The organism is Bradyrhizobium sp. USDA 223 (genome assembly GCF_044909005.1).
In the GTDB taxonomy this organism is placed as follows: Bacteria; Pseudomonadota; Alphaproteobacteria; order Rhizobiales; family Xanthobacteraceae; genus Bradyrhizobium; species Bradyrhizobium yuanmingense.
On sequence record NZ_JBIYDR010000001.1, the window covers coordinates 5,209,208 to 5,235,652 of the forward strand.

Consider the following 26,445-nt stretch of genomic DNA (forward strand, 5'->3'; position numbering starts at 1 on the left):
GCCTACCGCTGCGAACTCCGCCACAGCAGGCGCTCACAACTCGTTCACTCGGACGAACGCAAATACAGGCTGCGCCTAAAACGGTTTCTGCCGATCGATCGTGCGGCCCCTGCCTACCTTTTGATCATCCGATACTGTTGATAACCGCTCCGACACAGGGCCAGATGTTCGCGCCGCTCGCCTCATTGCACCGAACACGAACTCTGGATCATAACAGACATGGTCAAATTCTTTCTCGCCGCGGGATGGTTGGCTCTCGCCCTCGTCGCTTTCGTGACGCTCGCTCCCATTTACGATCGGCCCATGATTGCGCCGCCTAACGTCGAGCGCTTTGCCGCATTCTTTATCCTCGGTCTCGCGCTCGTGCTGGCCTACTCGAATCGCATTATCCTCATAACTCTGATCGTCGTCGGCAGCGCAGTTATCCTCGAAGCCTTGCAGCTGCTGACTCTCGATAGACATGGTGACCTCATGGATGTGCTGGTCAAAGTGGCTGGAGGTGTCTGCGGGATCTCTGTCGTCACTCTCGCGCGCGTCGGCATAACTCAGGCAATGACCAAGATCGTATCTCGCGGATGATCGGGCACGGCTCTGAAATACGTCTGCTCCTAGCGGCCGCTACAAGCTGAGGCGGCGCGAATAGCTAGGCTAACCACGTCATGGATGATCTCTGGCTGATCGCAGCTATGTTGTCGCTCGGCTTGAGAGCCGGGTGCATTCTGCGGGACCAACAGGCACCGCGATGGCACCGCAAATTGGGCCGGCGGCTGCTCGAAACGACGCTGGCGCCCTCAGTGTACTAAGCAGGTTTTTGGACAACGAAGCCAATTTTTCAGGTGGAAGTCTGTCCCGCTTCTCTGGAGCGGTGATTGCATCCTTGCGACCACGTTCGCGCGCCAGCGCCGCGTTGTTGGTTAGGCAAACAGCTGCGGCAGCGACGCTTCAAGGCTAGGCATCAATTGCCCCATAATTGATATAGCGCTCCAATTTTTGCGCCTGCAATATGGAGCGATGGTGTAGTCGTTTCTGTCAGGCACCCAAGTGATGATCCGATATGCTGCAAGCACACTTGCCATAATGTATTGGATTTGCGGCCAACCGGCCTATTGCGGTTTTGAACACCAAGTCGCCGCACCCCTTTCGTTCGCGCTGTTCTGCGTCCGATATCCCGAAGATTGCCAGCAACATGGCGATCTGCGCATCACAGATTTCCGTTCTCGTAGTCAGCGATGGCGACAGCTCAACCAGATCAATTCCATGGTCAATTTCAGCATCATGCCGAAGGCGTTAGCGGCAAGCCGGAATGACTATGACTGGCAGATCTTTCCCAGCGAGGGAAACTGCGCGGACTATGCTGTCACAAAGCGCCATCTGCTGCTGCGAGCTGGTTGGCCGAGTTCGTCTCTTCTCCTTGCGGAGGTTGGCATTCGGGCAACCGGAGAAAACCACCTGGTTCTGCTTGTACGAGAAGGCAGAGCTATTTTGGTTCTCGACAATCTGAGTACGGCCATTCTCAACGTCAACGAAGCTTCCGACCAATACGCCTTTCTGCGCATACAATCGCGTCACGACCCGCAACTCTGGACACGTAGGCTTACCGTATCGTAAGTCCGTGGAATGGCCGAGAGTCGACGAGACCTGGTCCATGCGCGCCTTGGTCCGAAGTCATGGCGGGTTGGCTTATGACGCGCTATCAGCCGACCGCAGCTGACTGGCTCGGCCCAAGCCCACTGCTCTGCGTCTGTTGTGATTCAAGAGAATTGACGCAGTACCGCGAAGTCAGCGTCCGCGCCGGGAAATCGCCTAAAATTGGTGCAGGGATGCGCTTCCCTCACCATGCACTTCCAGGCTTGACGAGCGTATAGTCGAGAGAGATCGCGGTGATCCGGTCCTTTGAATTTGCTCTTGAAGGGCGTGCGGTAGGTCAGGCCCTCACATGCCGACACTGACGGTCCGATCCGTGTGAACTGTCTACTGACGCAAGTTTGATACTCCGAGCCGTCGAACGATCAACGCATCGCGAGCAAGTCTCTCACAGCTTTCACTGCAGCAACTTAAAGCATTCGTTTCTCGCGCAAATATTTCGTTCGTACCGCTCCGGGCTTTACTCGCGGAGATTTTCGATGATCGATCTTAGCGGCTACAAGCTGACGTTCGACGATGAATTCAATTCCAGGAGCATTTCACTTACTGGCGCCGGCGCGAAGTGGGCCGACACCAGAGCCGAATGGCGGGGCGATGCGGCGTCCGACGTTGGCTTCGGCACCAGCTCGTTCGTCGACCCCAGCTCGGGATACGATCCTTTCTCTGTTTCCCAAGGAGTGCTTGCGATTACCGCTGTTCCGGATCGTACTCCATTCGGAGTTCCCGGAAGCTGGGAGTCCGGACTGATAACAACCCAGAGAACCTTCTCGCAACAGTACGGTTACTACGAGATTCGGGCAGAGTTCTCGTCGTCACCAGGTGCTTGGGATGCATTTTGGCTGCTGCCCGTGAACAATCTTCCCGATCCGAACGGGCTCGGACGGTGGCAAGAACTCGATGTTGTTGAGCGCTATGGCGTCTGGAGCAAAGGGGTATACAGCACCATCCACACCACGGACCGAGCGTTGAATGACAACTGGCAGACGCAGCTCCAAGTCTACAGCGAATTGCCCAATCCTGGTGGCTATCATACCTATGGCGTAAATTGGCAGAAAGAGCAGATCAGTTTCTATGTCGATGGCCAGCTGGTTGGGAGTCGCGCAACGCCGAGCGACATGCATCAACCCATGTACCTTCTGGCGAATCTTGCTACGCAAGAGCCCGCAAGCCTCGCAGGGGTGCCTATCACCAGTAAGATCGACTACATCCGCGTTTATTCTGCCGACCCATCCGCCACAGCTGTTTCTCTGGAGCCGGTCTCGTCTCCAGCGGGTAATGATCCCGGGACCTACGGTGCTGCAACTGCCTCGAGCACACCCCAAGTCACACCGACATCAACATCGATCGGCGCCGGTCCCGATCAACTCGTATTCAAGATCAGCGAAGATGCCTATCTTGGAGACGCGCTCTACACCATCTCGGTCGATGGCAACCAGGTCGGCGGGACATTGACGGCCCATGCATCGCATGCCGGCGGTCAATCCGATACGGTCGCGGTGCACGGCGATTGGGGACCCGGCGATCACACCGTCCTGGTTCACTTCCTTAACGACCGCTGGGATGGCACCCCGGCTACCGACCGTAATCTTTACGTGGACTCCGTCAGCTTCAACGGTGCGAACCTTCCGCAAGGTGCCATCGGAAACGTACTCGGACAGACCTTCAGCTTCCATGATGGTGCACCGGCCGAACCGACCACACCGGTGACAACGACCCCACCTCCGACAAATACAACCGGTACGCCTTCACAAACACCAAACGGCTCATCACTATCGATCGGTGCCGGTCCGGATCAACTCATCTTCAGGATCAGCGAAGATGCCTATCTTGGAGACGCGCTCTACACCATCTCGGTCGATGGCAACCAGATCGGTGGGACATTGACCGCCCATGCATCGCATGCAGCCGGTCAATCCGACACCATTGCCGTGCACGGGGATTGGGGACCCGGCGATCACACTGTCCTGGTTCACTTCCTTAACGACCGCTGGGATGGCACCCGGGATACCGACCGCAATCTTTACGTGGACTCCGTCAGCTTTAACGGTACGCACCTTCCGCAAGGCGCTATCGGAAACGTACTCGGGCAAACCTTCAGCTTCCATGATGGTGCATCGCCCGACACGACCACGCCGGTGATAACGCCCCCACCGCCGACAAATACAACCGGTACGCCTTCACAAACACAAAACGGCTCATCAACATCGATCGGCGCCGGTCCGGATCAACTCGTGTTCAAGATCAGCGAAGATGCCTATCTTGGAGACGCGCTCTACACCATCTCGGTCGATGGCAACCAAGTCGGTGGGACATTGACGGCCCATGCATCGCATGCGGCAAATCAATCCGAGACTATTGCCGTGCACGGGGATTGGGGACCCGGCAATCACACTGTCCTGGTCCACTTTCTCAACGACCGCTGGGACGGCACACCCGACACCGACCGCAATCTTTACGTGGACGCTGTCAGCTTCAACGGAACGAACCTGCCGCAGGGCGCGATCGGAAATGTGCTCGGCCAACTCTTCAGCTTCCATGATCTAGTTTGATAGATAGGTGGAACCGATAGCTCGGCCCGTGACGGCCGGCTCCCAGGGTTCAATGGCAACACCGAGAAAGGCCAATGGCAGCGCCTTATCTAGCGCCGCGAAACGAAGCGGAGGCGTCCCGATCGTCTCCGGTTTTGAGACCGGTAGGCCATCAATGCTCTGGCTGGTTCGTGAGGCAGCATGGCCGCAAGCACGAAGAAAGCAATCAGCGCAATTTTCTTAACGATCGGGAAAGGCTCAGAGCCAACACTCGCTATCAATTTCGGCAACATCGATGCGCGTGAGCTGCTTGCCGATACGATTTGAAGGCAGAAGCTGCGCTCGCGATAGTAAAAGGCGCCTTGCGGCTCAACCAATCTTCGTCCCGGAGCCACTCGAGCAAGAATCGCGCGCAAATGCTCGGTACGTGCCACAAACCTCTTGATATCGCGCTGCAGCAACGAAGCGCTTGGAAGCTGACCGAGCTGCGAATCGTTTAGGCCGTGCACGCGGTAGTTTCCCAGCTCTTCGGAAAGGCTGACGACGTCCCCAAAGAATGGAGCAACAAACAAAACCACCCCGTCAACGGCCTTGTCATAGTCCACCTCGCGCAGCAGCTCGCAGACATCCCGACGAAATACGTTTCCAGACGTCGGTGGTGTCTTGTAGACGCCGCGTCTGAGCACCTCATCGACCAATCGGTCGCGCTCCCGAAACGATTCGAGCGACGAGAATGATCCGACGGGCCTGCTTTCGGCATCGATGAGCGTCAGCCCAAATTGAAGTTTTGCAACGCGCTCGTCTAATTCGGCCAAGATTCTGACCAGTGAACCTGGCTTGAGCTCATCATCGGCGTCGAGAAACAAGATGAATCTTGCTTGGGTCTTTTCTAGCCCAAACAGGCAGGCCCCTAGCTGCCCGCGGTTTTGGATCTTGAATGCAGTCACCGCATAGCGGGTGATCGTCTCCCAGGAGCCGTCAGTTGAGCCATCGTCCACCACCAGGAGTTCGCAGGCATCGCAGTTCTGGTCTAAGACGCTCCTGATCGCTCGCTCAACGTAAGCCTCGTAATTGAAGCAGGTGATGATGACGGCGAGCTGGGGAGCATCGCTAGCCTCTGTTCTCGAGTACGTCGTCGCTATAGCTGCGTCACTGACATCGCTTGCTTCAGGCGTGAGCATGAGTGGGACCTGACGCCTCTTCGTAAATCGCCAGCGTTTGACGAGCGACCCGCTCAATTGTAAGAAACTCTAGATTGAACTGACTTTTCTTTTTCCACTCCAGCACGGCTTGTCGGTCTTGGAGCAAACAGCGCAATACTTCGGCAAGTCTTTGCGGGTTGCCCACGGGAACGAGAACGCCTGCTTGTCCCTGTTCAAGCAATTCAGGAATTCCGTCGACATCGGTCGCGACGATGGCGCAGCCAGCTTCCCGCGCTTCCGACAGCACCAGCGGAGCGGGATCAGCATGCGACGGCAACACGAATATGTCGGCCCCTGACAGGAACGGAAAAGGATTATCTTGAGGACCCAAGAAGGTCACCGCCGACGCGCATGCCATCGAGCTGACCTGGACGGCATATTGCTCGCGGTGCGGACCGTCGCCGACAATATATAAGCGTCCTGCTCCGAGCGCCGCGTAAACCATATCGAACGCTGAAAAGAGGTCCGATAGCCCTTTTCGCGGATGCAATCCGCCAACGAACACAATCGCCGGTGATTGAAGCGAGGCTGGCGTGCGATCCTTTTGGTCGAAACGCGCTGCACCGATTGTTCCATTCAGAACCACGCGGATCCTCGACTGTGGGATTCCTCGTCTTCGCATTGACTTGCCAACGGCTGCACTCACCGCGATCACTCTCGCTCCGAGGCCCATGAGGACTGCGCTAGACTGGAATTCATTGTGAACGGTTGTGATGAGCGGGATTCCGAGCAACTTGCAAATTGGCCAGGCAAGGACAGCGCTGGTCATCATATGGGCATGAACCACCTCTGCCCGCCAATCGCGCATCAGCCGATAGAGCGACAGCGTGGCCTGCAGCAGCTCCTTAGGTCGACGCTCCAAACCAATGCGGATGTTTTCGACATTGTTTTCCGCGAGCAAGGCATCAAAATCGCCGCCGCCGCTCACCATCGCGACCTGATGGCCGAGTTTCACCTGCGCACAGGCGAGGTCCACGGCGGCATGCACATGACCATTCAGCCGGCGTGTATGATTGAGTAATTGTACAATACGCATGCACACCTGCGGCAAATAGCCAGGGAAGATGCAAGACACCCCAGTGCTTGGTCCGGCGCGTTCACCGGGCCGATTGACCTCAAGAAAAAACAACCAACGATGCTTGCGTTGCAAATACCCTGCCAAGGTGACATCGGCCGAAACACCAAAGCGCTGTGCCGAAAAAAATCCGTTGACGGGGGGAACCTCTAACTTGATCTGGTTCCTCTGCTTGCTATTGTGGCTCGTCGGCGGCTTTCACAGAGCTTGGCCTGGCAAGCCGACCTAAGCTGTTGTTCGGATGCACCAAACTGGCTTTGGCGCTCCGAGAGTGCTGCACCGCCACAAGATCTTGCCACACTGCGAGTTTACGTTCTCGCAGCAGGTGATCTGTCACTTGACCGGTTCGTCGGTTGGGCAAGCGAGGCGAGGTGTCGAACTCCGGCCGGCGTGAGGGGGCGCGAAACCGATCGCAAGGACGTTGTTTCAGCTCAGCTCTTCCAGGGGACTTCGCGTATCGCGGGACACTGTAATGGAATACGCGGCTATCGGACTGGCAATTTTCGGAGCGGTGTTGGGGCTGCGCTTCCGATTTCGGGCATTGCTCCCCTTTGCCTTGCTTGTCCTGTTTGTCACGATCTTCCTGACACTTAATCAGCGCCTCGGCGGGCTTGAAACCGTTCTTGCCGTCTTAGCCACCCAAGCCATCTTGCAAGGCGGTTACTTTGTCGGCGTCATTATCCGCGCGCTGTTTCGTGCCTATCAGCGCAAGCTGATTGCGCCAGACGAGCTGGCTGCAGCGGATAAGCGCAGCTCCAATTCAGGATCGATCGCCTCCAACTGAGGCCGATCACCCGGCTCAGCCTATGACCGCAACCCAGCCGACTTGCGCCGGTCCTCATTTTGCGAGGACCAACAGCGAGTAGCCGCCTAGCAAACGCACCGCGAGATCCGCATTGAAGGCAAACATCAGGCGGCGGGGCACTCGCATGAGACGGCTTGTGAACGCCTGATTGGGCAATTCCAACCGACTAGCGGTGTAACAATGATCGACAATCGTGTACCCGCAATCCTCGAGCGTGGCCAACGCTGACTGTTTGAAGAAGTAGTGAATGTGTCCGACATTGCGTCTGAGGTCGGCAATCGGCCAAGCCCGCAAAATGGATTGCGCGGAGAGATCCAACGGGATGTGAAAGATCTTAAATGTTCCAAACCTACGCAACTGCTTTATGAATGAGATATAGTCCTCAACGTGCTCGATCACGTCAATTGCGAGGATAACATCAAATTCCAAATCGTGTTCGCCGAGAAGGTTGCTTAAGTGAAACTTTGTGCGTTGAGTACTTTTTGCTGCTGCGCGCCTGAACGCATCGGGCGAGATTTCGTACCCCGATAACCGCGCATCCGGAAACGTCCTTTCCAGGTTCAACAAGATCTCGCCAGTCCCGCAGCCAATCTCGCATATGCGCTGGGTTGGGATATTGTTTCGCCGGATCATCTGCGCGACGTGACCCGCCTTCCACGGCGCATCCTCCTCGTGCCATGTCGGATTGTTCTTTCCGTAAGCATCACCCTCGTATAATTCCTTCATTACGCAAACCTTCTCAAAAGATGGGGGAGCGTCGCCTATGATTTCCTGCCTCATGCCGCTAAGACAAAGCCTCCAAGTTCAAGCTTGATTCCGCCGCGGTGGCTACAGCGTGATGAGCGGATCTTCGCAGACTATCTGCCAGCTCCGCGTACAGCTTCTCCGCATTGTAGCTTTGGTGGACAGTTTCGATTGCTGCTCGGCCAAGTGCTTGGTGATTGCGCCAGGCATCGAGGATGGCAGCGGATAGACCTGTTACGTCACCGACGGGAAACAGCACGCCATTAACTCCGTGCGTGACCAATTGCTCAAACGCCCGTATGCGGCTCAGAACCACCGCCGCACCGCAAGCCATTGCCTCCAGGACAGCAAGTGCCACCGCCTCGTTCGCCGAGGGCATCACGTATACGCCGCACCGGCACAGCAAGGAGCGCACCTTGGATCGGTCGACAAATCCATGAAATCGCACCCGGTGCGACAAGCCGAGCTTGGCGGCGAGCCCCTGCATCAGGTCCTTGTCCGGCCCCGTGCCGACAATATCCAGCGTCCATTCCTCTGGCAGGTTGGCGAGTGCGCGAATGAGGTCGGTCGTGCGCTTTTGCCTGTTGGTCAAACGCGTGATTGTCAGGATCGTTTTGGAACGGCTCGCGGCCGCATCCGGAAAGAACTCCGATACGTCGCAGCCGTTCGGCTGGAGACGGGATCGACCGCCATATCGACTGACGATGCGACACTCCTGCTCGGTTTGACCATAGAGCAACGCCGCCCTGCAAAAGCTATCGCGTTTGAACAGCTTCACGACACGATCCGGCAGGCCGCCATGATCTGCACCGACTATTGGCAAATCAATTCGACCTGCGAGGTGATCGAACCTGCCGCTCCAATATTCCTGCACGTACAGCAGATCAATTCTATCCGCTGCCAGCGCTTTCCGAAGCGGCCGCATAAATGCAATCGTGTTCAACCGTTCCTCAGCATATAGGGACCAGCGCGAACGGCGCGACAGGCGCTTGACCCACACCCGTTCGATCAGCTGGTACCAATTCTCGAGCGGCAGAAATCGAACGTCGATCCCAACATCGGTGGCGAACTTTCCCGACTCCCGCAGTGAGGGGATGTAGAGCATCGGTCTAATCCCGTTTCGGCTCAAACCGCGAGCATAGTACCACGCCCAATCGTTTCGATACCGCTCGAGATAGCTAGCGCGCGTCTGACCCTGCACCCACCCAAAAAACCCTTCGAAGGAACTGCAGCTGAGCAGCATCGCGACATTGATGCGCTTTGCTTCAGCCGCGGGCTCTAACGATGACATGTGCGGCATTCTTGCTCGTGCTGAAAACTCTTTCATTCAAGCTCAGTCCGGGTCTGGTCAGCCATTCGTTTTCTCGACCAACGCTACCTGCACGGGGCTTGCGCCAATTGCCCGTCAAGATTCGTGCCACGCCGAGAGGTCATGCGCTCCGAATGCACATACCAGCCGTCCCACTGCGAGAACTCCTCGAAGACTCGCTTGTATCCGTGCGTCGCAAGAAGCGCCTGAATCGCAGCTTCCGTTTGTCGATTCTGCTCCACGCTGAGTAGATCGATGCTGTAGCGGGAGAAATCGAAGCTCTTTAGGATATCGTACTCGCTCCCCTCGGTATCGATCGACATGTAGTCAATCCTGCGAGGAGCATTGCAGTCCGCTAGCAGCTGGTTAAGCGAAACCGTCTCGACTTCGATCTCTTGTCCGGCTGAACGCACAGCTGCAAAATGATCACCCGAGGCGAATTCGGCTACCCCGCTGAGCTCCGGATCCACGTCGTTCGTTACCAAGAAGCGTACCTTCTTGCCTGAACTAGAGCTGATGCACCGATGATCCTTGCGCGAAGTCCGGTTCTGTGTGAGCGCGTCGTGCCAGATTGGATTTGGCTCAGCTAGAATTCCTTGCCAGCCGTATTCCTTTTCCAACAGCCAGGTATTGCTATTCGTAACGCCGTTGGTTGCACCAAACTCAACAAAGAACCCGCCCTGCTTCTCTCCGAGCTCGTAGCTGACCCAGAGGTCTTGAAATATCTGCGATCGCGATCGATCGCGATTCAGAAAGCAATGGGCCAAGAAGCGGATCTCGTCCATTCGACCAAAACGTTCCACTTCAGGGCGCCGCAACCGGATGCCATTGAAGATCATCCTGCGCAACGACGCGCTTTGTGCAGCCCTGGAGGCAACAGAAGCGAGCGCAGACATCCCATGCTTAGTAAGCGATCGCATCATTATTCTCTAAATACCCCTCGCTGGAACGATCAGCTGAGATCGTGAGAATTCGGCTGGTAATTCGCCAGTCCATATAATTCTTAAATATGAACGCCCCTCAGAGTTGGCACGCAAAATGCTACAAGCAATTTATTGATCTGAGCAACATCTAATTGCGGAGCCCGCCTAGCACAAATCAATTTGCGACCGTTACGCGTGTTCTGCGTCATTCGGTGCGTTGGAGTTTGGTAATTTATGAAGTCACATAGGCTAGCCGAGCGCGTCAGAGCCGCCGATGGAATCGATCTGATATCCGTCGACGTCTTCGATACGCTTCTGCTGCGAACCGTGCGCTCCGCTCGCTCACGTATTGTGCAAGGTGAGCATTTATTCAGCAACCTTCTTCGGGCGCGCGGCTGGCAAATTGAACCTGTTCTGCTGGCGAGAGCCAGACAAGAAGCCGAGCGAATTGCCTTCCGAGTGCTCGCCGTGCGCGGTTCCGGTGAAGTCCGACTGCCCGACGTGATCGATCGGCAACTTCGCTTGCTAGGTCTTCCGGATTCCTTGAGCGCTGCGCGATTGGCAATTGAACTCGACATCGAGAAGACCTCGCTCGTTGCAAACCGGACCTTGGCCGAGTTTCTGCGCGCACGTCGAGCGGCGGGCAACCGCGTTGTCGCCGTCAGCGACACCATGCTGTCGTCTGCAGACCTCGATAGACTAATCTCGCATTTTCATGGGCGCGATGTTGTTGATCAGATCTACAGCAGCGCCGATCAGAGATGCACCAAGCGTGACGGTGCCCTGTTTGCCCGGGTCGCCGAAGCAGAAGGGGTGTCCTTAGGACGAATTCTGCACATCGGCGATGATCCGCATGCCGACGTCCGTCGCGCCTCGGCACATGGATTAACTGTCATTCATACACCCCGGCCGGTCTGGTTCAGCTATTTGCGCAAGGCGAATGGCGGTTTGGTTGCTGCTCGGGCCGCATTGTCGCGACCAAAGCGCGGCAACCGCTCGGCAGCGGAGCCACCCGAAAATGCGTACGCGTTTGGACGTGTTGTCCTTGGGCCCATCGTCACTCAGTTTTGTTTGCTGATTTGGCTATACGCCGCCGAAGTGAACGCATGCGACAAGGCGACCTTGCTGTTTTGCGCCCGGGGCGGTGTCGGAATAAGGGAGGTCTTCGAACGAGTCATCGCTCGGCTTTCGCTGCCGCTCGGCATGCCACGGCAGAACTTCATGGTCTCGCGCCTCGTTGCGGCGCGCGCCGCGGTGTTGGTTCGCAGCGCTTCCGCGCTCGAGGAGATTGCCCGTGAGTTTCGCGACCGCTCGTTTCTTGATGTAGCTTGTGCCCTTGGTGGAGGACGCTACGAGCTGCCAGAGGAATGGAAGCAGCCATTTCGTGCAGACGTATTCTTGACCATGTTGTTCGACGATCGCGCGAAGGCGGTTGTGTCTGACATCCGCGTGCAGAACGCGTTGTTCGAGCGGCACTTTGCCAAACTCCGGGGCGATGCTCGCCGAATTCTGCTGTGCGATACCGGTCTCTACGGAAGCACACAGCGGCTATTGGCCAGTGCCTTTCCGGCGCTACAAATTGAAACCATTCAGTTTGCCCGATCAAACTATAAGGGACACAGCGAAGAACATTTCAAGCAGGTTCTCGGTCTCTTGGTTGAGCGCAATCGCTATAGTCCGCTCGACGTCCGTTCCTCAGTCCTGCGGTATTGGCATCTGATTGAGAGCCTGTTCGAGCCAAGGATCCCCTCGGTCACTTCTTTTGTCGACGAGGGAGCGGATGTCGCGGCCAATTGCGGCGACATCCGGTTTGGGATCAGCGATGCCAGCCTCGGAAACGAATTGCTGTCCGGCGCGCTCCGTTACGTAGACAGCCTTCCGATCGACGGCGGGGCAGCGGCATTACGCGATGCCGATGCCGCCTGGGTTCGGCTCAAGCGGGCCATTACGCGGCCTACCGCCGGCGAATTGCGATGCCTCGAAGTGCCGGGCCGATCCGTCGACTTTGGCAGACCCGATGTGCTGCAGGCATTGCGCGCCGAGCAACCCCAGCCGGTGTTGAGCAGGCTGGCATCGCTGCGATTTGAACTCTGGCGTGAGGGCGCAATCGCTCGGCAATTCCCTGTCCTTAAGCACGCTCTGCTGCCGATGCTTGATTCCATACATTCTATCAGGGGCATGATGGCTCGCCAGCATTGAAAAAGCCGATGCCGAATCCAGCAGCACTTCACGTGCCGTCTCCGGTCAGCCGCCCTGGCTCCGCGACTCTGGTCAGGACGTGTCGCGGCGTACTCGAGTCAACCCCCGGCGGTGCGCCATGTCGCTAGAACCGATCGGGATTTTGACCATCCTACTCGGGTTGCTCTGCCTGCCGCTCGGTTATCGCGCCACTTTCGGCGTGCTGATGGGCACTGCCCTGTTTGGCGCGGCCGCCGCCATCCTCGTCGGCGGCGCAAACATTCAACCGGCACACCTGTTCTTAAGTTTTGCCATGGCGGCAGTGCTCGCTCGGCGCCACGAGGCTGCCGCTGCGATGCGAGCCATGAGCTTCGGCCAACCCGGATTCTGGCTGTTGTGCTTGGTGATCTTTGGTGTCGGCTCTGCTGTCCTGATGCCGCGCTTACTGGCTGGCGCAACGCAGATCGTTCCTCTTGGCGCGTCGGAATACGCCGACACCGGCTCAACCGTCCCGCTTGGGCCAGTGTCCAGCAATTTTACTCAGTCCGTCTACATGGCAGCGGATCTTGCCTGCTTCGGGATCACGGCCGCGATCGCAACGACTCATGCCGGCTTTCGCGCCGTTGTCGCCGCAGTACTCGGCTATTGCGCCGGAAACGTCCTGCTCGCCATGCTGGACATCGGAACGTATGCGACAGGCACCCAAAGTCTCCTCGATTTCATTCGGAACGCCCGGTACACAATGCACGCCGATGATCAGGTCAACGGTGTAAAGCGGATCGTCGGTTCATTTCCCGAAGCTTCCGCATTCGCGCGCGCCACTCTCGGAGCGTTCGCGTTCACCGGCACCCTCTTTCTGAGCGGCAGGATGCCAATGCTCACCGGCCCGATGGCGCTTGCATCGCTGGCGCTGGTCGTTCTGTCAACCTCCTCGACAGGATTTGCTGGGGCTCCACTGGTCGGCTTGATCCTTTACGCCGGACTTCTGCGGCGATCGGGCTTTCAACCGAACCGTCCGCTCAGTTCCGCGGCCGTGCTATGCACGCCGATCCTCTTGGTCATCGTGATCTTGGGCGTGCTCCTCGACGAGCGAGCCAGCGAAACGATGCGTACCTATGTCGATACGTTGATTCTCAACAAATCCTCTTCGACCTCGGCCGTCGAGCGCAGCTCGTGGAACGCGGCTGCCCTACAGAACTTCTTTGACTCCTTTGGTTTCGGCGTTGGGCTCGGAACCATCCGCACATCGAGTTTTCCGATCGCACTGCTTGCCAACGTTGGTATTCCGGGAACTGCCTTCTACCTCCTTTTTGCGGCAACAGCCCTGTTCGCACCATTGAATGGTCCGCGGGCTTATGAGACCGACGCTCGCCTAGCCGCACGGAATGCATGTTTTGCTCTCATCATTGGCGACACGTTGGCAGCTCCATCCGTGGAGCAAGGTCTGCTGTTTTACGCCCTCGCCGCGCTGGCTTGCGCTTCACCGCGGGATCACCTCGAAGGAGTGTTGCTCACGCCGTCCGAACCATCGGGAGCCAAAGCATGAATGCATCCAGCAGTTTTGCCGTCAATGGCCGCTATCTGACTCAGCCCACGAGCGGCGTGCAGCGCTACGCCCAGGGCGTCACGGCGGCAATGAATCAGGCACTCGTCGGGTCCGGCGCAAGCGTTCCGATCATTGCCCCCGCGGCCGCCCCCGATCCTCGGCTTCAGGCTATGCCGCTCATTACGGCAGGGCCGCTCGGCGGGCACCTCTGGGAGCAATTGGTTCTTCCCGGGCGGTGGCCCGGACCGTTGCTCAATCTCGGCAACACAGCGCCGGCCGTCAAACCGGATCAGGTCGTGTGTATTCACGACGCCAACGTGTTCGACGCACCGGAGAGCTATCGACCAGCGTTTCGCGCGACCTATCGCGTGCTGCTACCGCTGTTGGCAAAGCGCGCTGCAAGGATCACCACCGTTTCAGCCTATTCGGCCCGACAGCTGGCCCGGCACCTGCCGCTACGCGCCGCGGACATTGCGGTGCTTCCAAATGGACACGAGCACGCCTTGGCCTGGGACCCGAGCCTTGCGCGCAAGGATTGCCAGGTTGCGGCCGGCACCCGGTTCGTGCTGGCGCTCGGATCGCGCGCTCCGCATAAGAACCTGCAGCTGGTTAGCACGATCGCCCCGGAGCTCGCCGCAATGAACATCGGCGTGATCGTCGCCGGTGCCGGGGCGGACATATTTTCCCCTGAACCTTTAACGGACGCATACGACTTAACCCTCCTCGGCCGCGTCACAGATGACGATCTCGCCTATCTGATGGATCGCGCCTTGTGCTTGATCTTTCCATCATGGACAGAAGGTTTCGGACTTCCGATCATCGAAGCCATGGCGCGTGGTTGTCCCGTCATTGCCTCGGATCGCGCCAGCATGAGCGAAGTATGTGGCGATGCCGCTTTGCTCGCCCCCCCCGACGATCCACGACGCTGGGTTCAATGCATTCGGCAGCTCTCGACATCCGGCGATCTGCGCGATGAACTGGTCGGACGTGGCCGCGAGCGGATCAAGATGTTTTCTTGGGCGCGCACCGCGGCTGGATATGTCGAGCTGATGGAAGAGCCTACATCGGCTCTGAGAAGACCTGAGACCACCGTTGGACGCATGCCCAGAGTGGCAGTGGCAATCGCAACACGAGGACGACCCGAAACGGTGACGGCAACCCTGACTCACTTGCTGCAAACCCAAACCCTCAAGCCGGACGCCGTCATCGTGTCTTGCGTCAACCTTGAAGATGCGGGCGATGCCGCCAAGCTGCCCGGCGTTCGGCTTGTCACCGGCCCCGGCGGCTTGCCGGCTCAGCGAAATACCGCGTTGGCCGCGCTCAGTAATGAGGCCGACGTGATCGTGTTCTTCGACGATGATTTTCTGGCGGATCCCGATTGGTTGGCCGCGGCCGCGCAAACATTTCGAGACGAACCAGAGGTCGTCGGCTTCACTGGCTATCTCTATGCTGACGGCATCCTCGGACCGGGTCTCAGCTTTGATGAAGCGCTGCGCATCTTGACGGAAGGCACGCTGTCGCCCGAAGCACCGCGCATCGAACCATTCAGCCCGTACGGCTGCAACATGGCTTTCCGCATGTCTGCGATCGGCAACATTACCTTTGATGAGCGGCTCGTCCTCTACGGATGGCAGGAAGACCGGGATTTTGGCGCAGCGCTCGCAAAGCGAGGCGGCCGCCTGATCAAATCCCCCCGCGCCCGAGGCGTGCATATGGGACTGAAGGCGGGCCGTGTTGCCGGAGATCGCCTGGGCTATTCCCAAGTCGTCAATCCAATCTACCTGCTGCGCAAAGGCACGATGACGCCTCGGCAGGCAACCATGCAGATCTTTCGGAACGTCGCCATCAACCTGGCGCGCGCCGCCAGACCTGAACCTTTCATCGACCGGCGGGGCCGGCTTCGCGGTAACGTGCTCGGTTTCGCCGACGTTCTGAGAGGCCGTCTTGAACCCGAGCGAGCAGCGACCATCATACCGAGCGACAAGAGCTCGGGCCCGCGACCACTATCTCCAAGCACAGGCACTCGCGATGACGCCACTGCCTCATGAAGCCGCGCGAGCCGGCACTCTTTCCGCATCGGCGACCAGGCAATGCCTCGTCGCAACGTGCAGGCATTGAGTCGTGCTTGCCCGCAAAACCCTCTTGGGCGCCGCTTGGACTGTGTCGTCCAGGCTAACAGCCCGGGCTATCGATTTCGTCACGCTTCTGGTCCTCGCACGCATCCTGACGCCCGCTGATTTCGGCCTCACCGCCCTCGCCGCTACCGTAACGATCATCGCGGACATGGTGCTCGAGGTACCAACGCTGCAGGCTCTGACGCGCTTGCCAAGCGTAACGAAGTCGCACTTGGACACTGCCTTCACCTTGAGCGCTCTCAGAGGCATCGCCTTGACATTGGTGCTTTTGCTCGTGGCGTGGCCCTTTGCTCAGATTTACCAGGATTCCCGCTTGGCCAGCTTGATCATCGTGAGCGCCATCGGACCCTTGGCTCGCAGCCTGTATAGCCCTGGAATGGTCGAGCACACCCGCAGCCTGGCTTTCAGGCCAGTCTTTGTTGCCGAAATCTTTGGCAAACTTGCCGCAGCAATCATTGCAGCGACAGCAGTCAAACTTGGCGCTGGGTACTGGGCCATCGTCGCCAGCGGCATCGCAGCTTCCTTGGCCGCCACATCGATGTCGTACCTGTTGGCCCCTTACAGACCAAACCTCTCGCTGTCGAAGTTTCGGGAGTTCTCGGCTTTTCTGGGTTGGCTGAGCGGCGCTCAGATCATCATCGCGCTGAGCTGGCAGTTTGATCGAATCCTACTCGGCTATTCCTCGAGCAAGGCCACATTGGGTCAATACACCATCGCGAGCGATCTATCGGTGATGCCAACCCAGAGCCTGATCGGCCCGGCGATGCAGCCTCTCATGGCCGCACTGTCGCAGATCAACCAGAACCAGGACCGGCTCCGTCATGCCTATTCGAAGGCGTCCCGGCTCACGATGTCACTTGCCGCGCCGGCTTGCATCGGAATGTCGTTGACCGCGGACTTGATCGCCGAGGTCTTGCTGGGGCCCCAGTGGGGCGAGTCTGGACTCTACTTGCGGTGGCTCGCATTGTCGACCGTCCTCAGCGCGTTCTATCAGCCCCTGCATTCGTTGGCGCTGGCCACCAATCGAACCCATCTGGTGTTTCGCCTCACCCTGGTCGAGCTGTGCGCCAAGATCGTTCTGATGTGTTTTGGCTTCTACTTCTATTCGATTGCAGGCGTGGTCGCGGCACGAGCCGCGGTTTCGTTCATCATGTTCGTTCTCTCCTTGATGGGAGCCCGGCAACTGGTCGGAACAAGCGTCGCGTCGGAGGCGGCCAATCTATGGCCAGTCGCCGCCGCATCTGCGGTGATGACCCTTCTGGTGATGGGCCTGCGATACAAGCTGCCTGAAATCCAGCTGGCTGCCTTTTTTGAACTGGGAGTGATCTCTCTGTTCGGCGCCAGTGTGTATGTCGGCGCGCTGTATGGCTTTGGTGTTCGGGTCAGCAGCCGCGCAGGTGCGGTGTGATGGTCGAAGTGCACGATGCAGGATCAAGGAGAGCGAGATGACCGAGAAGGGGCATGCAACAAAACGCCCGACCTGGGCAGCCACGTCGGTCGTGCTCACGGTCGGGATTTCACTCAGTTCTGCGATCGCAGCTGAGCAGCCTGCATCCTGTGAACTTCATCCCGTCTTGCTTGAAGACTTCAACGACCTCAGTGTCTCAGCGACCCGCCTGGGCGCTGCCCGTTGGACCGCACACACCCCTTGGTCGGGCGATTTCGGCGACGCGGCATTTGCCAATCCGGGACCGAGGGGGCCATTCAAGGTGGAAGACGGAGTTCTCACCATCACCGCTTCAAAGGATCGGAACGGCAAGTGGACGTCGGGTCTTCTGGCGGCAGCCGATGCTTCCGGCGCCGGGACCGGAACCCGGTACGGCTATTTCGAAGCACGTATGAAGATGCCGCCCGGTCCGGGAACGTGGCCCGCATTCTGGCTTGCCGCTCTGAAGCCCGCCACGGTGACGGAAGGAAACGTCGAACTTGATGTCATCGAATATTATGGGCAGTTCACATCCGCTTATCAGGCCGCCACGCACATCTGGTACAAGCAACAACCGCAGAAGACCCGGGGCGAGGGGCAGAAGGTCACGGTACCGAACGATGCGCTTGTGCAAGACTTCCACACTTTCGGCGTAGATATCTCGCCGCAGGCCATTGTGTTCTTCTTCGACAGAACCCCGGTGTGGAGCCAACCAACTCCACCTGAACTCGACGGTCCGCTCTACCCTCTCGTGAACCTGGCCCTCGGCGGTGGTTGGCCGATCGATCAGACACCCAATCCTTCCACGCTGTTGGTCGACTATGTCCACGTGTACGGGCGCGGGCCTGGTCCGGCCGAAGGCTGTCCGCCTGCCCCTGAAGTCCTACCACGCTGAAGCATAGATGTCCGCTCGATCCCAATGCGCAATCACAGCACATCTTTGATCAATTCGCGAAGGGCTGACTGCATGAAAGTCGCGATCATTCACTATTGGCTTGTGGGGATGCGCGGGGGCGAGAAAGTCCTCGAAGCTCTTTGCGAGATGTATCCCGAGGCGGACATCTATACGCACGTCTATGTTCCAGAAATGGTCTCCGAAACTATTCGCAAACACCGCGTTGTTTCGACCTTTATCAATCGGCTACCGCGCGCTCCACGCATGTACAAGACCTATCTCCCGCTCATGCCGCTCGCTCTGGAGCAGCTAGATTTGCGCGACTATGATCTGATTCTCAGCAGCGAATCCGGACCGGCAAAAGGCGTCATTGCTCCTCCTCACGCCCTCCACGTCTGCTATTGCCACACACCCATGCGCTACATCTGGAATATGTTTCACGATTACCGAGCCAGCGCCGGTTCGCTCGCGCGCCTGGCCATGCCCTCGCTTGCGCACTATCTAAGACTGTGGGATGTCGCTTCCGCCGCACGGGTCGATAGCTTCGTTGCCAATTCCGCAACCGTCGCCGGCCGCATCCGCCGCTACTACGGACTCGACGCCAACGTGATTCATCCTCCAGTGGATACTGCAGCATTCTCGCCGTGCCCCTCCTCCGAACTCGGCGACTACTATCTGATGGCCGGCGAACTCGTGTCCTACAAGCGGCCCGACCTTGCGGTACGCGCGTTTAACGAATTGAAACTGAAGCTGGTGGTCATCGGCGGCGGCGAGATGTTATCCGAGATTCGCCGCCTCGCCGGCCCGACCGTTTCCGTGCTCGGACCGCAGCCGTTCGAGGCACTCAAGCACCATTACGCGCGCTGTCGCGCGCTCATCTTCCCGGGAGAAGAAGACTTCGGCATGGTCCCGGTAGAGGCCATGGCGAGCGGACGTCCGGTGATCGCTTTCGGGCGGGGGGGCGCTACCGAAACAGTCGCAAACGACCTGACTGGTCTCTTCTTCGACGAGCAGACCATTGATGCCATCAGCAATAGCATTGCCCGATTCGAGCGAATGACCTTTGAGCCCGAGGCTATCGTTGCTCACGCCCAGCAGTTTGGCCGCGAGCCATTCATCCGCAAAATGCGTTCGCATATCGATTTCCTTTTCGCCCAACGCGCCAGATCGGAGACAGCAAAGCAAGGAAGCGCTCGACATGAGCTCAACTCTCAATTGACTGTTTCTTGAGCACAGCCTGCACGGCATTTGGGCTCTGTAACATCAATTTAATGGGCGATACTGCTTTTTGTTTAAATGCCAATTCTTGTTTGCGCGAGCAGATGCGAGCCGCTCCTTTTGGACTGTACGCGTTCATAAAACGAGTTGAGTTGAGGGCGTGGAATGAACATCGCCGGCGAATTTCGGCCCTACGCGACGGCGACAGAAGCCGCCCCTGATCAGGCAAGATCTCTGCTTCTGCTACGCGACTTCTTACGTCGCGAATGGCGTCTTATTGCCTTCATGACGGCCGCCTCGTTGGCGCTTGGCTCGCTCTACGTCGGGATGGCGCCTCGCAAGTTCACGGCGCAGGCCGACATGTTCGTTGATACCAAGGGAATTACTTCGCCACGAAGTGAGAATGCCCAGGAACATCAAGGCGTAGACGACGCTGTTGTGGAGAGTGAGATCGAGACCACTAGGTCCGAAAAGGTCGGCAAAGCGGTCATAAACAAGTTGCATCTCACGGATGATCCAGAGTTCGTCGCCTCGGGCAATGCAATCACAAGCCGCTTGGCCCGATGGTTACGGCTAACGAAACCGTCCGAAGAAAGGCCTTCGTCTGCCGAGCTGGAGCGACGCGCGCTTGGCGTTCTCAAGGACAATCTGCGCGTCACCCGTTTGGGCCGCAGCTACGTCGAGCAGATCGCCTATACTTCGCTTGACCCGGACAAGGCTGCACGGATCGCCAATGCTTTCGCCGATGCCTATATCGAATACCGGCTGCAGGCAAAGTACGAGGCTACCCGACGCGCTAGCGTTTGGCTGGAACAGCGGATCAGCGAACTCCGTCAGCAGGCCAGCAATGCCTACAAAGCCGTGCAGGACTTCAAGGCCGAAAACGGCATCATCATTGGCGTCGAAGGCAAATTGGCGAGCGAGGTTGAGCTCGATCAGCTCGGCGTCGCACTGGCCAAAGCTCGCGCCGACACCAGCCAAGCTCGCGCCAAGCTCGAGCGCATACAACGTATTCTCGAACAACGACCTGAGAAGGAGAACTTCACGATCCCAGATCCGGTTGTCACGGATGCGCTCAACAGTCCGGTGATTACCAAGCTACGTCAGAAATACCTGGAGAACCAAAACAAGCAAGCCGAATGGAGCGCGCGCTATGGGGCCGAGCATGAGGCCGCCAGGAATCTGCGATCCGAAATGGCAGCGCTGCAACGGTCGATGTGGGATGAAATCTCTCGTATCGCGGAGAGCTATAAGAGCGAACTCCAGATTGCGAAGTCGCAGGAGGAGGCGATCGATACGCGAATGATCGAGATCTTCCAGCAATCCGGGGCGACGCGGCAAGCTCAGGTTCACCTGCGGGAGCTGGAAACGGGTGCAAACACCTATCGTGGCATCTACGAGGCCTTCCTGTCTCGATTCACCCAGTCGGTGCAACAGCAGTCGTTTCCGTCGACCGAGGCCCGCGTGGTGACGGAAGCGTCGGCACCTACAAAGCCAAGCTCGCCCAAGCTCGCCATCGCCTTGGCTTTCGCAGCGATGTGCGGGCTCGGCCTGGGCACGCTCGCAGCAATAGCCCGAGAGCAATTCATGTACCGGAGGGTCCACACACGTGACCAGCTCGAGAAGCTGTTGAGCACGCCCTGCCTCGCCGCTTTCCCAGCTGTTTCAAAGCTGCGGACGCGATGGCGCGGCGGTCACGCCAGCGCCTTCCAGCAGATCAACAAAGCCGCTCCTTTTTCAGCTACGGCCGAGGCGTTGCGTTACATCAAGGTCGCCATCGACCTGCATCCGGCCAAGCCAAAAGTGATCGGCATTACGTCGGCCCTTCCCGGTGAAGGGAAGACAACCGCCACCGCGGCGCTCGCCGCATTCCTCGCGAAAAGCGGAGCCCGCACGCTTCTGATTGATTCCGATCTGCGTAAACCGGCCTTATCAAAAATGCTTGGCTACGAGCGCCGGTTGGGGCTGCAACGGATGGTGGTCGATCGGTTGCGTCTCAAAGACGTGATCATCAACGACCTGAATTTCAACTTCGATGTCGTCCCCTCGCCATCCGGGGCACCGCCCTCGAACAGCTCGGATGTGCTTTGTGCGTCACCGGTCAGGCTGGGACTGGAGCGAGCTCGCGAGGACTACGACTACATCATTTGCGATTTGCCGCCGATCTTGCCCATCGCTGACGTCAGAGCGGTCGCAAGCCTGTTTGACGCTTTTGTGATGGTGGTTGAATGGGGCACGTCCACCAACGAGGTCCTCAAGGCAATCCAGTCATCGCCGCTTGTTTCGGAGCGATTGCTTGGCACCGTCCTCAACAAAACCGACGAAGCGTTTATGCGTCGCTTTGAGGGTTATTCCGATCGGCGCTATTCCTATTACCAAAACTGAAGGAAGGTAGAGGCGCTGCTTCCGCCTTTTCAAATCGCAAAGTCATCACGAGCTCAATTGATACTACGCTGAAAAAATCCGCTGGCTCTGCCGAAACTTTAAACTTGTATTAATTTTGCACCGCCGTCAGAATTTAATCTGCTCGCATTGGGGGGCGATGAGACCGCAAGAAAAGAGGGGACCGAGCTCGAAGGCATTTTAGGTTTTGTTTTATGGAGTTCCCGCAATGGCCAATGTGGTCGATACACGCGGCGAGTTGCCTTTCATTTCCGCAAAGAGACGTTCTCCCGCCCACGTGGCACCGCGTCCCGTGGGTACAGGCGTAAAGAGATCGGTTGATCTTGTATTGGCAGCTTTTGGCATTCTGCTGCTTTCTCCTTTGCTGTTGCTCTGTTGCTCGGCCTTGATTTTGTTCTCGCCAGGACCGGTGCTGTTTCGTCATAGACGGGTTGGCTTTAATGGTCAGACCTTCGACTGTCTGAAGTTCCGTACCATGGCCCCTGACGCAGCGGAGCGGCTGCAACGGTTGTTGGAGTCGGATCCTGCGGCCGCAGCCGAGTGGAAGGCCACTCGCAAGTTACGCGCAGACCCTCGCGTCACGCTGTTGGGCGCAGCGCTGCGTCGCTCCAGCCTCGACGAATTGCCTCAGTTGTTCAATGTCATTCGCGGTGACATGAGCATCGTCGGACCTCGGCCGGTCACCGAAGAAGAACTGGCGCGGTACGCGTACAAGGTCGACGCCTACCTCGCCTGCCGTCCTGGAATTACCGGCCTTTGGCAAGTGAGCGGTCGCAGTACAACCACTTACCGCCGGCGCGTTGCCTGCGATGCATTCTACGCGCGCAATTGGTCCATGGTACTCGACAGCAAGATCATGCTGGCTACCATCCCGGCTCTATTCGAGGATGCAGCATATTGAAGGTCGACTCGCCGCCCCCACCGGACATCTCTGAAGACAGGAGGCCTGATACCCTCTGCGCGCACAGAAAACCATTTGAACCGAAGATTTGATCACCGCTCGATTGGGATCCGACTTTAAGCCGTTGCGACACTCTCGAGTTGCGAGATCGATCGAACCATTGAGGGATGATGATGAGAGCGAGCTCGACCCAGGCCACAGCTTTCGAATCCGTTTGCTCGAACTGCGCGACCCTGGCGGTTACGTTTCAGTGTGCTGACGGAGCCCTCGATGACACGCCAGTTTTTTGCACGAACTGCGGTCGCTTGCGCGGCCTCATTGGCGCGGTCAGGAAGATGGCGCATGAGCCCGCCGCCCGCACCCCCACCCTGCTCGACCGCCACTGAGTGACGCCCAATTTCCGCTTCGAAGGCTCCTTTGTTGCCCGAACACCCGTTGACCGCGTCTTCAACAGGCCCTGTACAAAGTGTTGCAATCTACCTGATGAAGTCGAGGGCGCGCTCGCATCTGATCTAGACCAGGTCTGACCGAGGCTGATCCGAACAAAGCGCCGCTTCGGCTTTTAAGGTGGAGTCGCGAGCGGTCGGTTGATAGTCAAATCTGCCTTGCCGTCCAATCGATTCGATGCCTAACTTGCGCAGTGCGGCCACCGTGCTTGCCGCGTGTTCGTCGGCCTGGTCGGTGTAGATCGGGTAGGCATTGTCAAGCATATGCGCGCCCTCAAGCCGAAGGTCGCCCAAAAACAGTCTGTTGTCGCAGGTGTGAGTTCTAAAGTCGCTATCTGCCGTACTAATGTCGTGCGCCACGTGCTCAGCATTGACTTCGACGGAGAAGAATTCTCGGCCGTGGCACCTGCCGTAAAAATCGGAATGAATCGTGAGGCGCTTCCACGCCCCTTCGCTTGAAAAATTGTACAGGATCGGTTGCTTGAAGCCTCTCTCACCGGAAAAGCTATAGAACAACGTCAGCAACGTCACAGTTTTCAGCTCTCGATGCGTTTGCAGCCCGCAGAGATCTTGGATGCGTGCTAGGGGAATGGTCGAGACCAGGCGACGGCCGACGATCGCACGGTCGTTCGCCAGGACGATCGAAAACTCGCCGTTCTGCCTTTGAACGCGAGCTATCTTGGTCCCCAGCACAAAGCCTGCGCCTTGACCTTCGAGCCGCTCCATTGCCTTGCGATACAGGACTCCGAAGCCCTCCCGCGGTCGAACGAGTTGTTGATTGGGAGCCACATTGGGGGCACGACGAAAGGCCCGCCCAACAAGGTTTCGCAGCGTCGCATGCTCCTTAATCCAAAGCATCCTTTTCTCTGCAAACTTGACGTCGACCTGATCGGCAGGAAATCCGTAGAACCGGCTCAAATAATAGCCGAGCCCTGTGCGCTCCAGTAATCGCCTTCCAATCCAAAAGGTTGCAAAGTCCTTGGCACTTCGGATCCTGCGGCGGAAGGTTCGGGCAAAGATGATCGAGCTCACCATCCAAAGCCATTCCAACGGACCGGCTGAAAGCAGATCGTCCTTGATGGATAGCGGATAGTGACTTACTCCGCCTTGCGGAGTGAGACGCCCCCACGACGGGTAGATTTGAATATAGAGCGGTAACAACTCGGGAAAGTGCGCCAATAACGGCGAATCGTCCTGAAAGATGTAGCTGCCGACATCGAAGGTGTAGTCGCCGAACTTGCAATCGATGTGGTTTCCACCGCTCCAGGCGTACTCGTCGACGACAAGGACGTTCCTCGCGCCGTCGCGCAGCAAGATCGATGTCGCCACAAGGCCGCTGATTCCAGCGCCCAAGACCACTGCATCGTACCGCGCCTCGTCAAGGCTGTTCGTCATCAGCGACCATCCAGTGACCCGGTATGTATTGGATTATTGAAGCGCATTTCTGAAAGCGCGACCAGCAAATTAGATGCTGCGAGCAGAAGCTCCTGGTGCCGCCTGCTCCGCGCAAGCGCAGCTCGCGCGGTTTTCGAGACAAAGATTCTCAGAGAAGCTGACTTAGGTTTGTGCAGGGGAACTGCTTGGGCCGAACCTCGCGCGAGGCGGGCCACAGCTGCGTGCCGGCACCGCCGCACATGATCAGGGGGATTATGCGTTTGTCCAAAATCTGAAGCTCCAGGCCCAATTCAGTTCACAAATCGTACAGCATTCATAAAGCCAGAATTTCTCTGTTGGGAATACAAATTCGAAATAGCCTTAGCAGGACTCTGTTGCCTATTGCGCAGACCTCAACGCTGTTAATCTAAGCTTGCTTTTTTGACCCAGCCCATCTCCCTATTCTCTTCGTTTTCGAGTACGAACGGCCTACTGAACCTAGAGATTATTATGACAAAGAAACGAGCACTTATTACCGGCGTCACCGGGCAGGACGGCGCCTATTTGGCCGAACTTCTTCTGCAGAAGGGATACGAGGTTCACGGCATCAAGCGCCGGACCTCCCTCTTCAATACAGACCGCATTGATCATCTTTATCTCGACCCGCACGAGCCCGACCCGCCCTTCCGGCTTCACTACGGCGATCTGACCGATTCTTCGAGCCTGATCCGCATCGTTGGCCAAGTGCAGCCAGACGAAATATATAATCTTGCGGCGCAGAGCCACGTTGCCGTTTCGTTCGAAGAGCCGGAATACACGGCGAACTCCGACGGCCTCGGCACCCTGCGCATCCTCGAGGCCATGCGTATTACCGGCTTGGAGAGGAAGGCGCGCTTCTATCAAGCGTCAACATCCGAGCTTTACGGATTGGTCCAGGAGATTCCGCAGAAGGAGACCACGCCGTTCTATCCGCGTTCACCATACGCGGTCGCCAAGCTGTATGCCTACTGGATTACGGTCAACTACCGCGAAGCCTACGGGATGTATGCCTGCAACGGCATCCTCTTCAACCACGAATCTCCGGTCCGCGGCGAGACCTTCGTGACCCGAAAGATCACGCGTGCTTTGGCGCGCATCCATTTGGGGCTGCAGGAAAGGCTTTATCTGGGTAATCTGGATGCCTTGCGCGACTGGGGACACGCGCGGGATTACGTCGAGATGCAATGGCTGATGCTGCAGCAGGACAAGCCCGAGGATTTCGTGATTGCTACTGGCGTGCAACATTCGGTCCGAGAGTTTGTCGATGTCGCAGCAAACGAAGTCGGCATGACGGTCCGCTGGGAAGGAAGCGGCGTCGAAGAAAAGGGATATGACGCCAAGACCGGCAAGTGCGTCGTTTCGGTCGATCCCCGCTATTTCCGCCCAACTGAGGTTGCGACGCTTCTTGGTGATCCGTCAAAGGCCAAGCAGAAACTTGGCTGGGAGCCTAAGACGTCGTTCGAAAGCCTGGTTCGAGAAATGATGAAGGAAGATCTCGGGTCCGCAAAGCGCGACGAGCTCATCAAGCAGCACGGGTTTAGATATTATCCGCGCCACGAGTAGTTCTCATAGATCGGCTATCAAGCAACTCAAGCAAGCAAATGAGCGCCCATTGCGGCGCTCATTCTTTTCGGACCGTATCCAACTCTGTCGA

Annotated in this window: 20 protein-coding genes; 13 read left to right on the forward strand and 7 right to left on the reverse strand. The window is 57.8% G+C overall.

Features of this window, described 5'->3' with window-relative positions; all coding sequences use genetic code 11:
• The first annotated feature begins 219 nt into the window (after positions 1–219).
• From ABIA40_RS24160 to ABIA40_RS24170, 3 genes are all read left to right on the forward strand, one after another.
• Positions 220–579 carry a VanZ family protein gene (locus ABIA40_RS24160; RefSeq protein ID WP_404543525.1) on the forward strand — a complete coding sequence of 120 codons (360 nt, stop codon included), beginning with the start codon at positions 220–222 and terminating at the stop codon, positions 577–579.
• A gap of 465 nt (positions 580–1,044) precedes the next feature.
• Complete coding sequence (locus ABIA40_RS24165) at positions 1,045–1,608, forward strand: transglutaminase-like cysteine peptidase (RefSeq protein WP_404543527.1); 564 nt, start codon at positions 1,045–1,047, stop codon at positions 1,606–1,608.
• A 515-nt stretch (positions 1,609–2,123) separates the two neighbouring features.
• Complete coding sequence (locus ABIA40_RS24170; RefSeq protein ID WP_404543529.1) at positions 2,124–4,193, forward strand: carbohydrate-binding domain-containing protein; 2,070 nt, start codon at positions 2,124–2,126, stop codon at positions 4,191–4,193.
• 89 nt (positions 4,194–4,282) lie between these two features.
• On the opposite strand, the gene ABIA40_RS24175 is transcribed toward ABIA40_RS24170, so the two are convergent.
• Both ABIA40_RS24175 and ABIA40_RS24180 read right to left on the reverse strand, forming a co-directional pair.
• The gene (locus ABIA40_RS24175) at positions 4,283–5,353 is read right to left on the reverse strand and encodes a glycosyltransferase family 2 protein (protein WP_370157915.1); all 1,071 of its coding nucleotides are present in this window, start codon (positions 5,351–5,353) and stop codon (positions 4,283–4,285) included.
• Complete coding sequence (locus ABIA40_RS24180) at positions 5,340–6,410, reverse strand: glycosyltransferase family 4 protein (protein ID WP_370158099.1); 1,071 nt, start codon at positions 6,408–6,410, stop codon at positions 5,340–5,342. Before ABIA40_RS24180 ends, ABIA40_RS24175 begins: the two co-directional genes overlap by 14 nt.
• A 511-nt stretch (positions 6,411–6,921) precedes the next feature.
• Here ABIA40_RS24180 and ABIA40_RS24185 point away from each other — a divergent pair.
• A complete protein-coding gene (locus ABIA40_RS24185) occupies positions 6,922–7,233 on the forward strand; it encodes a hypothetical protein (protein ID WP_157286778.1) in 312 nt (103 codons plus the stop codon).
• A 54-nt stretch (positions 7,234–7,287) separates the two neighbouring features.
• On the opposite strand, the gene ABIA40_RS24190 is transcribed toward ABIA40_RS24185, so the two are convergent.
• From ABIA40_RS24190 to ABIA40_RS24200, 3 genes are read right to left on the reverse strand one after another with little or no spacing between them, the layout of a single operon-like run.
• Positions 7,288–7,980, reverse strand: a complete 693-nt coding sequence (locus ABIA40_RS24190) for a bifunctional 2-polyprenyl-6-hydroxyphenol methylase/3-demethylubiquinol 3-O-methyltransferase UbiG (protein ID WP_036035408.1) — start codon at positions 7,978–7,980, stop codon at positions 7,288–7,290.
• Between the two features lie 58 nt (positions 7,981–8,038).
• Positions 8,039–9,325, reverse strand: coding sequence for a glycosyltransferase family 4 protein (locus ABIA40_RS24195; RefSeq protein ID WP_404543531.1), 1,287 nt, complete (start codon positions 9,323–9,325; stop codon positions 8,039–8,041).
• Positions 9,326–9,372: 47 nt separating this feature from the next.
• The gene (locus ABIA40_RS24200; RefSeq protein WP_370157918.1) at positions 9,373–10,203 is read right to left on the reverse strand and encodes an FkbM family methyltransferase; all 831 of its coding nucleotides are present in this window, start codon (positions 10,201–10,203) and stop codon (positions 9,373–9,375) included.
• Between the two features lie 261 nt (positions 10,204–10,464).
• On the opposite strand from ABIA40_RS24200, the gene ABIA40_RS24205 reads away from it, so the two are divergent.
• From ABIA40_RS24205 to ABIA40_RS24240, 8 genes are all read left to right on the forward strand, one after another.
• Positions 10,465–12,429 carry a hydrolase gene (locus ABIA40_RS24205; protein WP_370157919.1) on the forward strand — a complete coding sequence of 655 codons (1,965 nt, stop codon included), beginning with the start codon at positions 10,465–10,467 and terminating at the stop codon, positions 12,427–12,429.
• A gap of 118 nt (positions 12,430–12,547) precedes the next feature.
• On the forward strand, positions 12,548–13,954 hold the full coding sequence (locus tag ABIA40_RS24210; protein WP_370157920.1) for a hypothetical protein: 1,407 nt from the start codon (positions 12,548–12,550) through the stop codon (positions 13,952–13,954).
• The gene (locus ABIA40_RS24215) at positions 13,951–16,002 is read left to right on the forward strand and encodes a glycosyltransferase (protein ID WP_370157921.1); all 2,052 of its coding nucleotides are present in this window, start codon (positions 13,951–13,953) and stop codon (positions 16,000–16,002) included. Before ABIA40_RS24210 ends, ABIA40_RS24215 begins: the two co-directional genes overlap by 4 nt.
• A gap of 73 nt (positions 16,003–16,075) precedes the next feature.
• On the forward strand, positions 16,076–17,497 hold the full coding sequence (locus tag ABIA40_RS24220; protein WP_370157922.1) for a lipopolysaccharide biosynthesis protein: 1,422 nt from the start codon (positions 16,076–16,078) through the stop codon (positions 17,495–17,497).
• A gap of 37 nt (positions 17,498–17,534) precedes the next feature.
• Positions 17,535–18,410, forward strand: coding sequence for a glycoside hydrolase family 16 protein (locus ABIA40_RS24225; protein WP_370157923.1), 876 nt, complete (start codon positions 17,535–17,537; stop codon positions 18,408–18,410).
• Positions 18,411–18,482: 72 nt separating this feature from the next.
• Positions 18,483–19,640 (forward strand): glycosyltransferase, encoded by a 1,158-nt coding sequence (locus ABIA40_RS24230; RefSeq protein ID WP_225147014.1) that lies wholly within the window; start codon positions 18,483–18,485, stop codon positions 19,638–19,640.
• 153 nt (positions 19,641–19,793) lie between these two features.
• Positions 19,794–22,013, forward strand: a complete 2,220-nt coding sequence (locus ABIA40_RS24235; protein WP_370157924.1) for an AAA family ATPase — start codon at positions 19,794–19,796, stop codon at positions 22,011–22,013.
• Positions 22,014–22,239: 226 nt separating this feature from the next.
• On the forward strand, positions 22,240–22,932 hold the full coding sequence (locus ABIA40_RS24240) for a sugar transferase (RefSeq protein WP_370157925.1): 693 nt from the start codon (positions 22,240–22,242) through the stop codon (positions 22,930–22,932).
• Between the two features lie 512 nt (positions 22,933–23,444).
• Here ABIA40_RS24240 and ABIA40_RS24245 read toward each other — a convergent pair.
• Positions 23,445–24,773, reverse strand: a complete 1,329-nt coding sequence (locus ABIA40_RS24245; protein WP_404543534.1) for an NAD(P)-binding protein — start codon at positions 24,771–24,773, stop codon at positions 23,445–23,447.
• 148 nt (positions 24,774–24,921) lie between these two features.
• Entirely contained in the window at positions 24,922–25,041 is a 120-nt protein-coding gene (locus tag ABIA40_RS24250; protein WP_370157927.1) for a sugar phosphate nucleotidyltransferase, read from the reverse strand.
• A 221-nt stretch (positions 25,042–25,262) separates the two neighbouring features.
• On the opposite strand from ABIA40_RS24250, the gene gmd reads away from it, so the two are divergent.
• Positions 25,263–26,354, forward strand: coding sequence for a GDP-mannose 4,6-dehydratase (gene gmd, locus ABIA40_RS24255; protein WP_370157928.1), 1,092 nt, complete (start codon positions 25,263–25,265; stop codon positions 26,352–26,354).
• Positions 26,355–26,445 lie beyond the last annotated feature (91 nt).

Bases quoted from the DNA above. Each gene is read 5' to 3' on its own strand.
- ABIA40_RS24160 (WP_404543525.1), top strand. From the start codon at position 220: ATGGTCAAATTCTTTCTCGCCGCGGGATGGTTGGCTCTCGCCCTCGTC.
- ABIA40_RS24165 (WP_404543527.1), top strand. From the start codon at position 1,045: ATGATCCGATATGCTGCAAGCACACTTGCCATAATGTATTGGATTTGC.
- ABIA40_RS24170 (WP_404543529.1), top strand. From the start codon at position 2,124: ATGATCGATCTTAGCGGCTACAAGCTGACGTTCGACGATGAATTCAAT.
- ABIA40_RS24175 (WP_370157915.1), bottom strand. From the start codon at position 5,353: ATGCTCACGCCTGAAGCAAGCGATGTCAGTGACGCAGCTATAGCGACG.
- ABIA40_RS24180 (WP_370158099.1), bottom strand. From the start codon at position 6,410: ATGCGTATTGTACAATTACTCAATCATACACGCCGGCTGAATGGTCAT.
- ABIA40_RS24185 (WP_157286778.1), top strand. From the start codon at position 6,922: ATGGAATACGCGGCTATCGGACTGGCAATTTTCGGAGCGGTGTTGGGG.
- ABIA40_RS24190 (WP_036035408.1), bottom strand. From the start codon at position 7,980: ATGAAGGAATTATACGAGGGTGATGCTTACGGAAAGAACAATCCGACA.
- ABIA40_RS24195 (WP_404543531.1), bottom strand. From the start codon at position 9,325: ATGAAAGAGTTTTCAGCACGAGCAAGAATGCCGCACATGTCATCGTTA.
- ABIA40_RS24200 (WP_370157918.1), bottom strand. From the start codon at position 10,203: ATGTCTGCGCTCGCTTCTGTTGCCTCCAGGGCTGCACAAAGCGCGTCG.
- ABIA40_RS24205 (WP_370157919.1), top strand. From the start codon at position 10,465: ATGAAGTCACATAGGCTAGCCGAGCGCGTCAGAGCCGCCGATGGAATC.
- ABIA40_RS24210 (WP_370157920.1), top strand. From the start codon at position 12,548: ATGTCGCTAGAACCGATCGGGATTTTGACCATCCTACTCGGGTTGCTC.
- ABIA40_RS24215 (WP_370157921.1), top strand. From the start codon at position 13,951: ATGAATGCATCCAGCAGTTTTGCCGTCAATGGCCGCTATCTGACTCAG.
- ABIA40_RS24225 (WP_370157923.1), top strand. From the start codon at position 17,535: ATGACCGAGAAGGGGCATGCAACAAAACGCCCGACCTGGGCAGCCACG.
- ABIA40_RS24230 (WP_225147014.1), top strand. From the start codon at position 18,483: ATGAAAGTCGCGATCATTCACTATTGGCTTGTGGGGATGCGCGGGGGC.
- ABIA40_RS24235 (WP_370157924.1), top strand. From the start codon at position 19,794: ATGAACATCGCCGGCGAATTTCGGCCCTACGCGACGGCGACAGAAGCC.
- ABIA40_RS24240 (WP_370157925.1), top strand. From the start codon at position 22,240: ATGGCCAATGTGGTCGATACACGCGGCGAGTTGCCTTTCATTTCCGCA.
- ABIA40_RS24245 (WP_404543534.1), bottom strand. From the start codon at position 24,773: ATGACGAACAGCCTTGACGAGGCGCGGTACGATGCAGTGGTCTTGGGC.
- gmd (WP_370157928.1), top strand. From the start codon at position 25,263: ATGACAAAGAAACGAGCACTTATTACCGGCGTCACCGGGCAGGACGGC.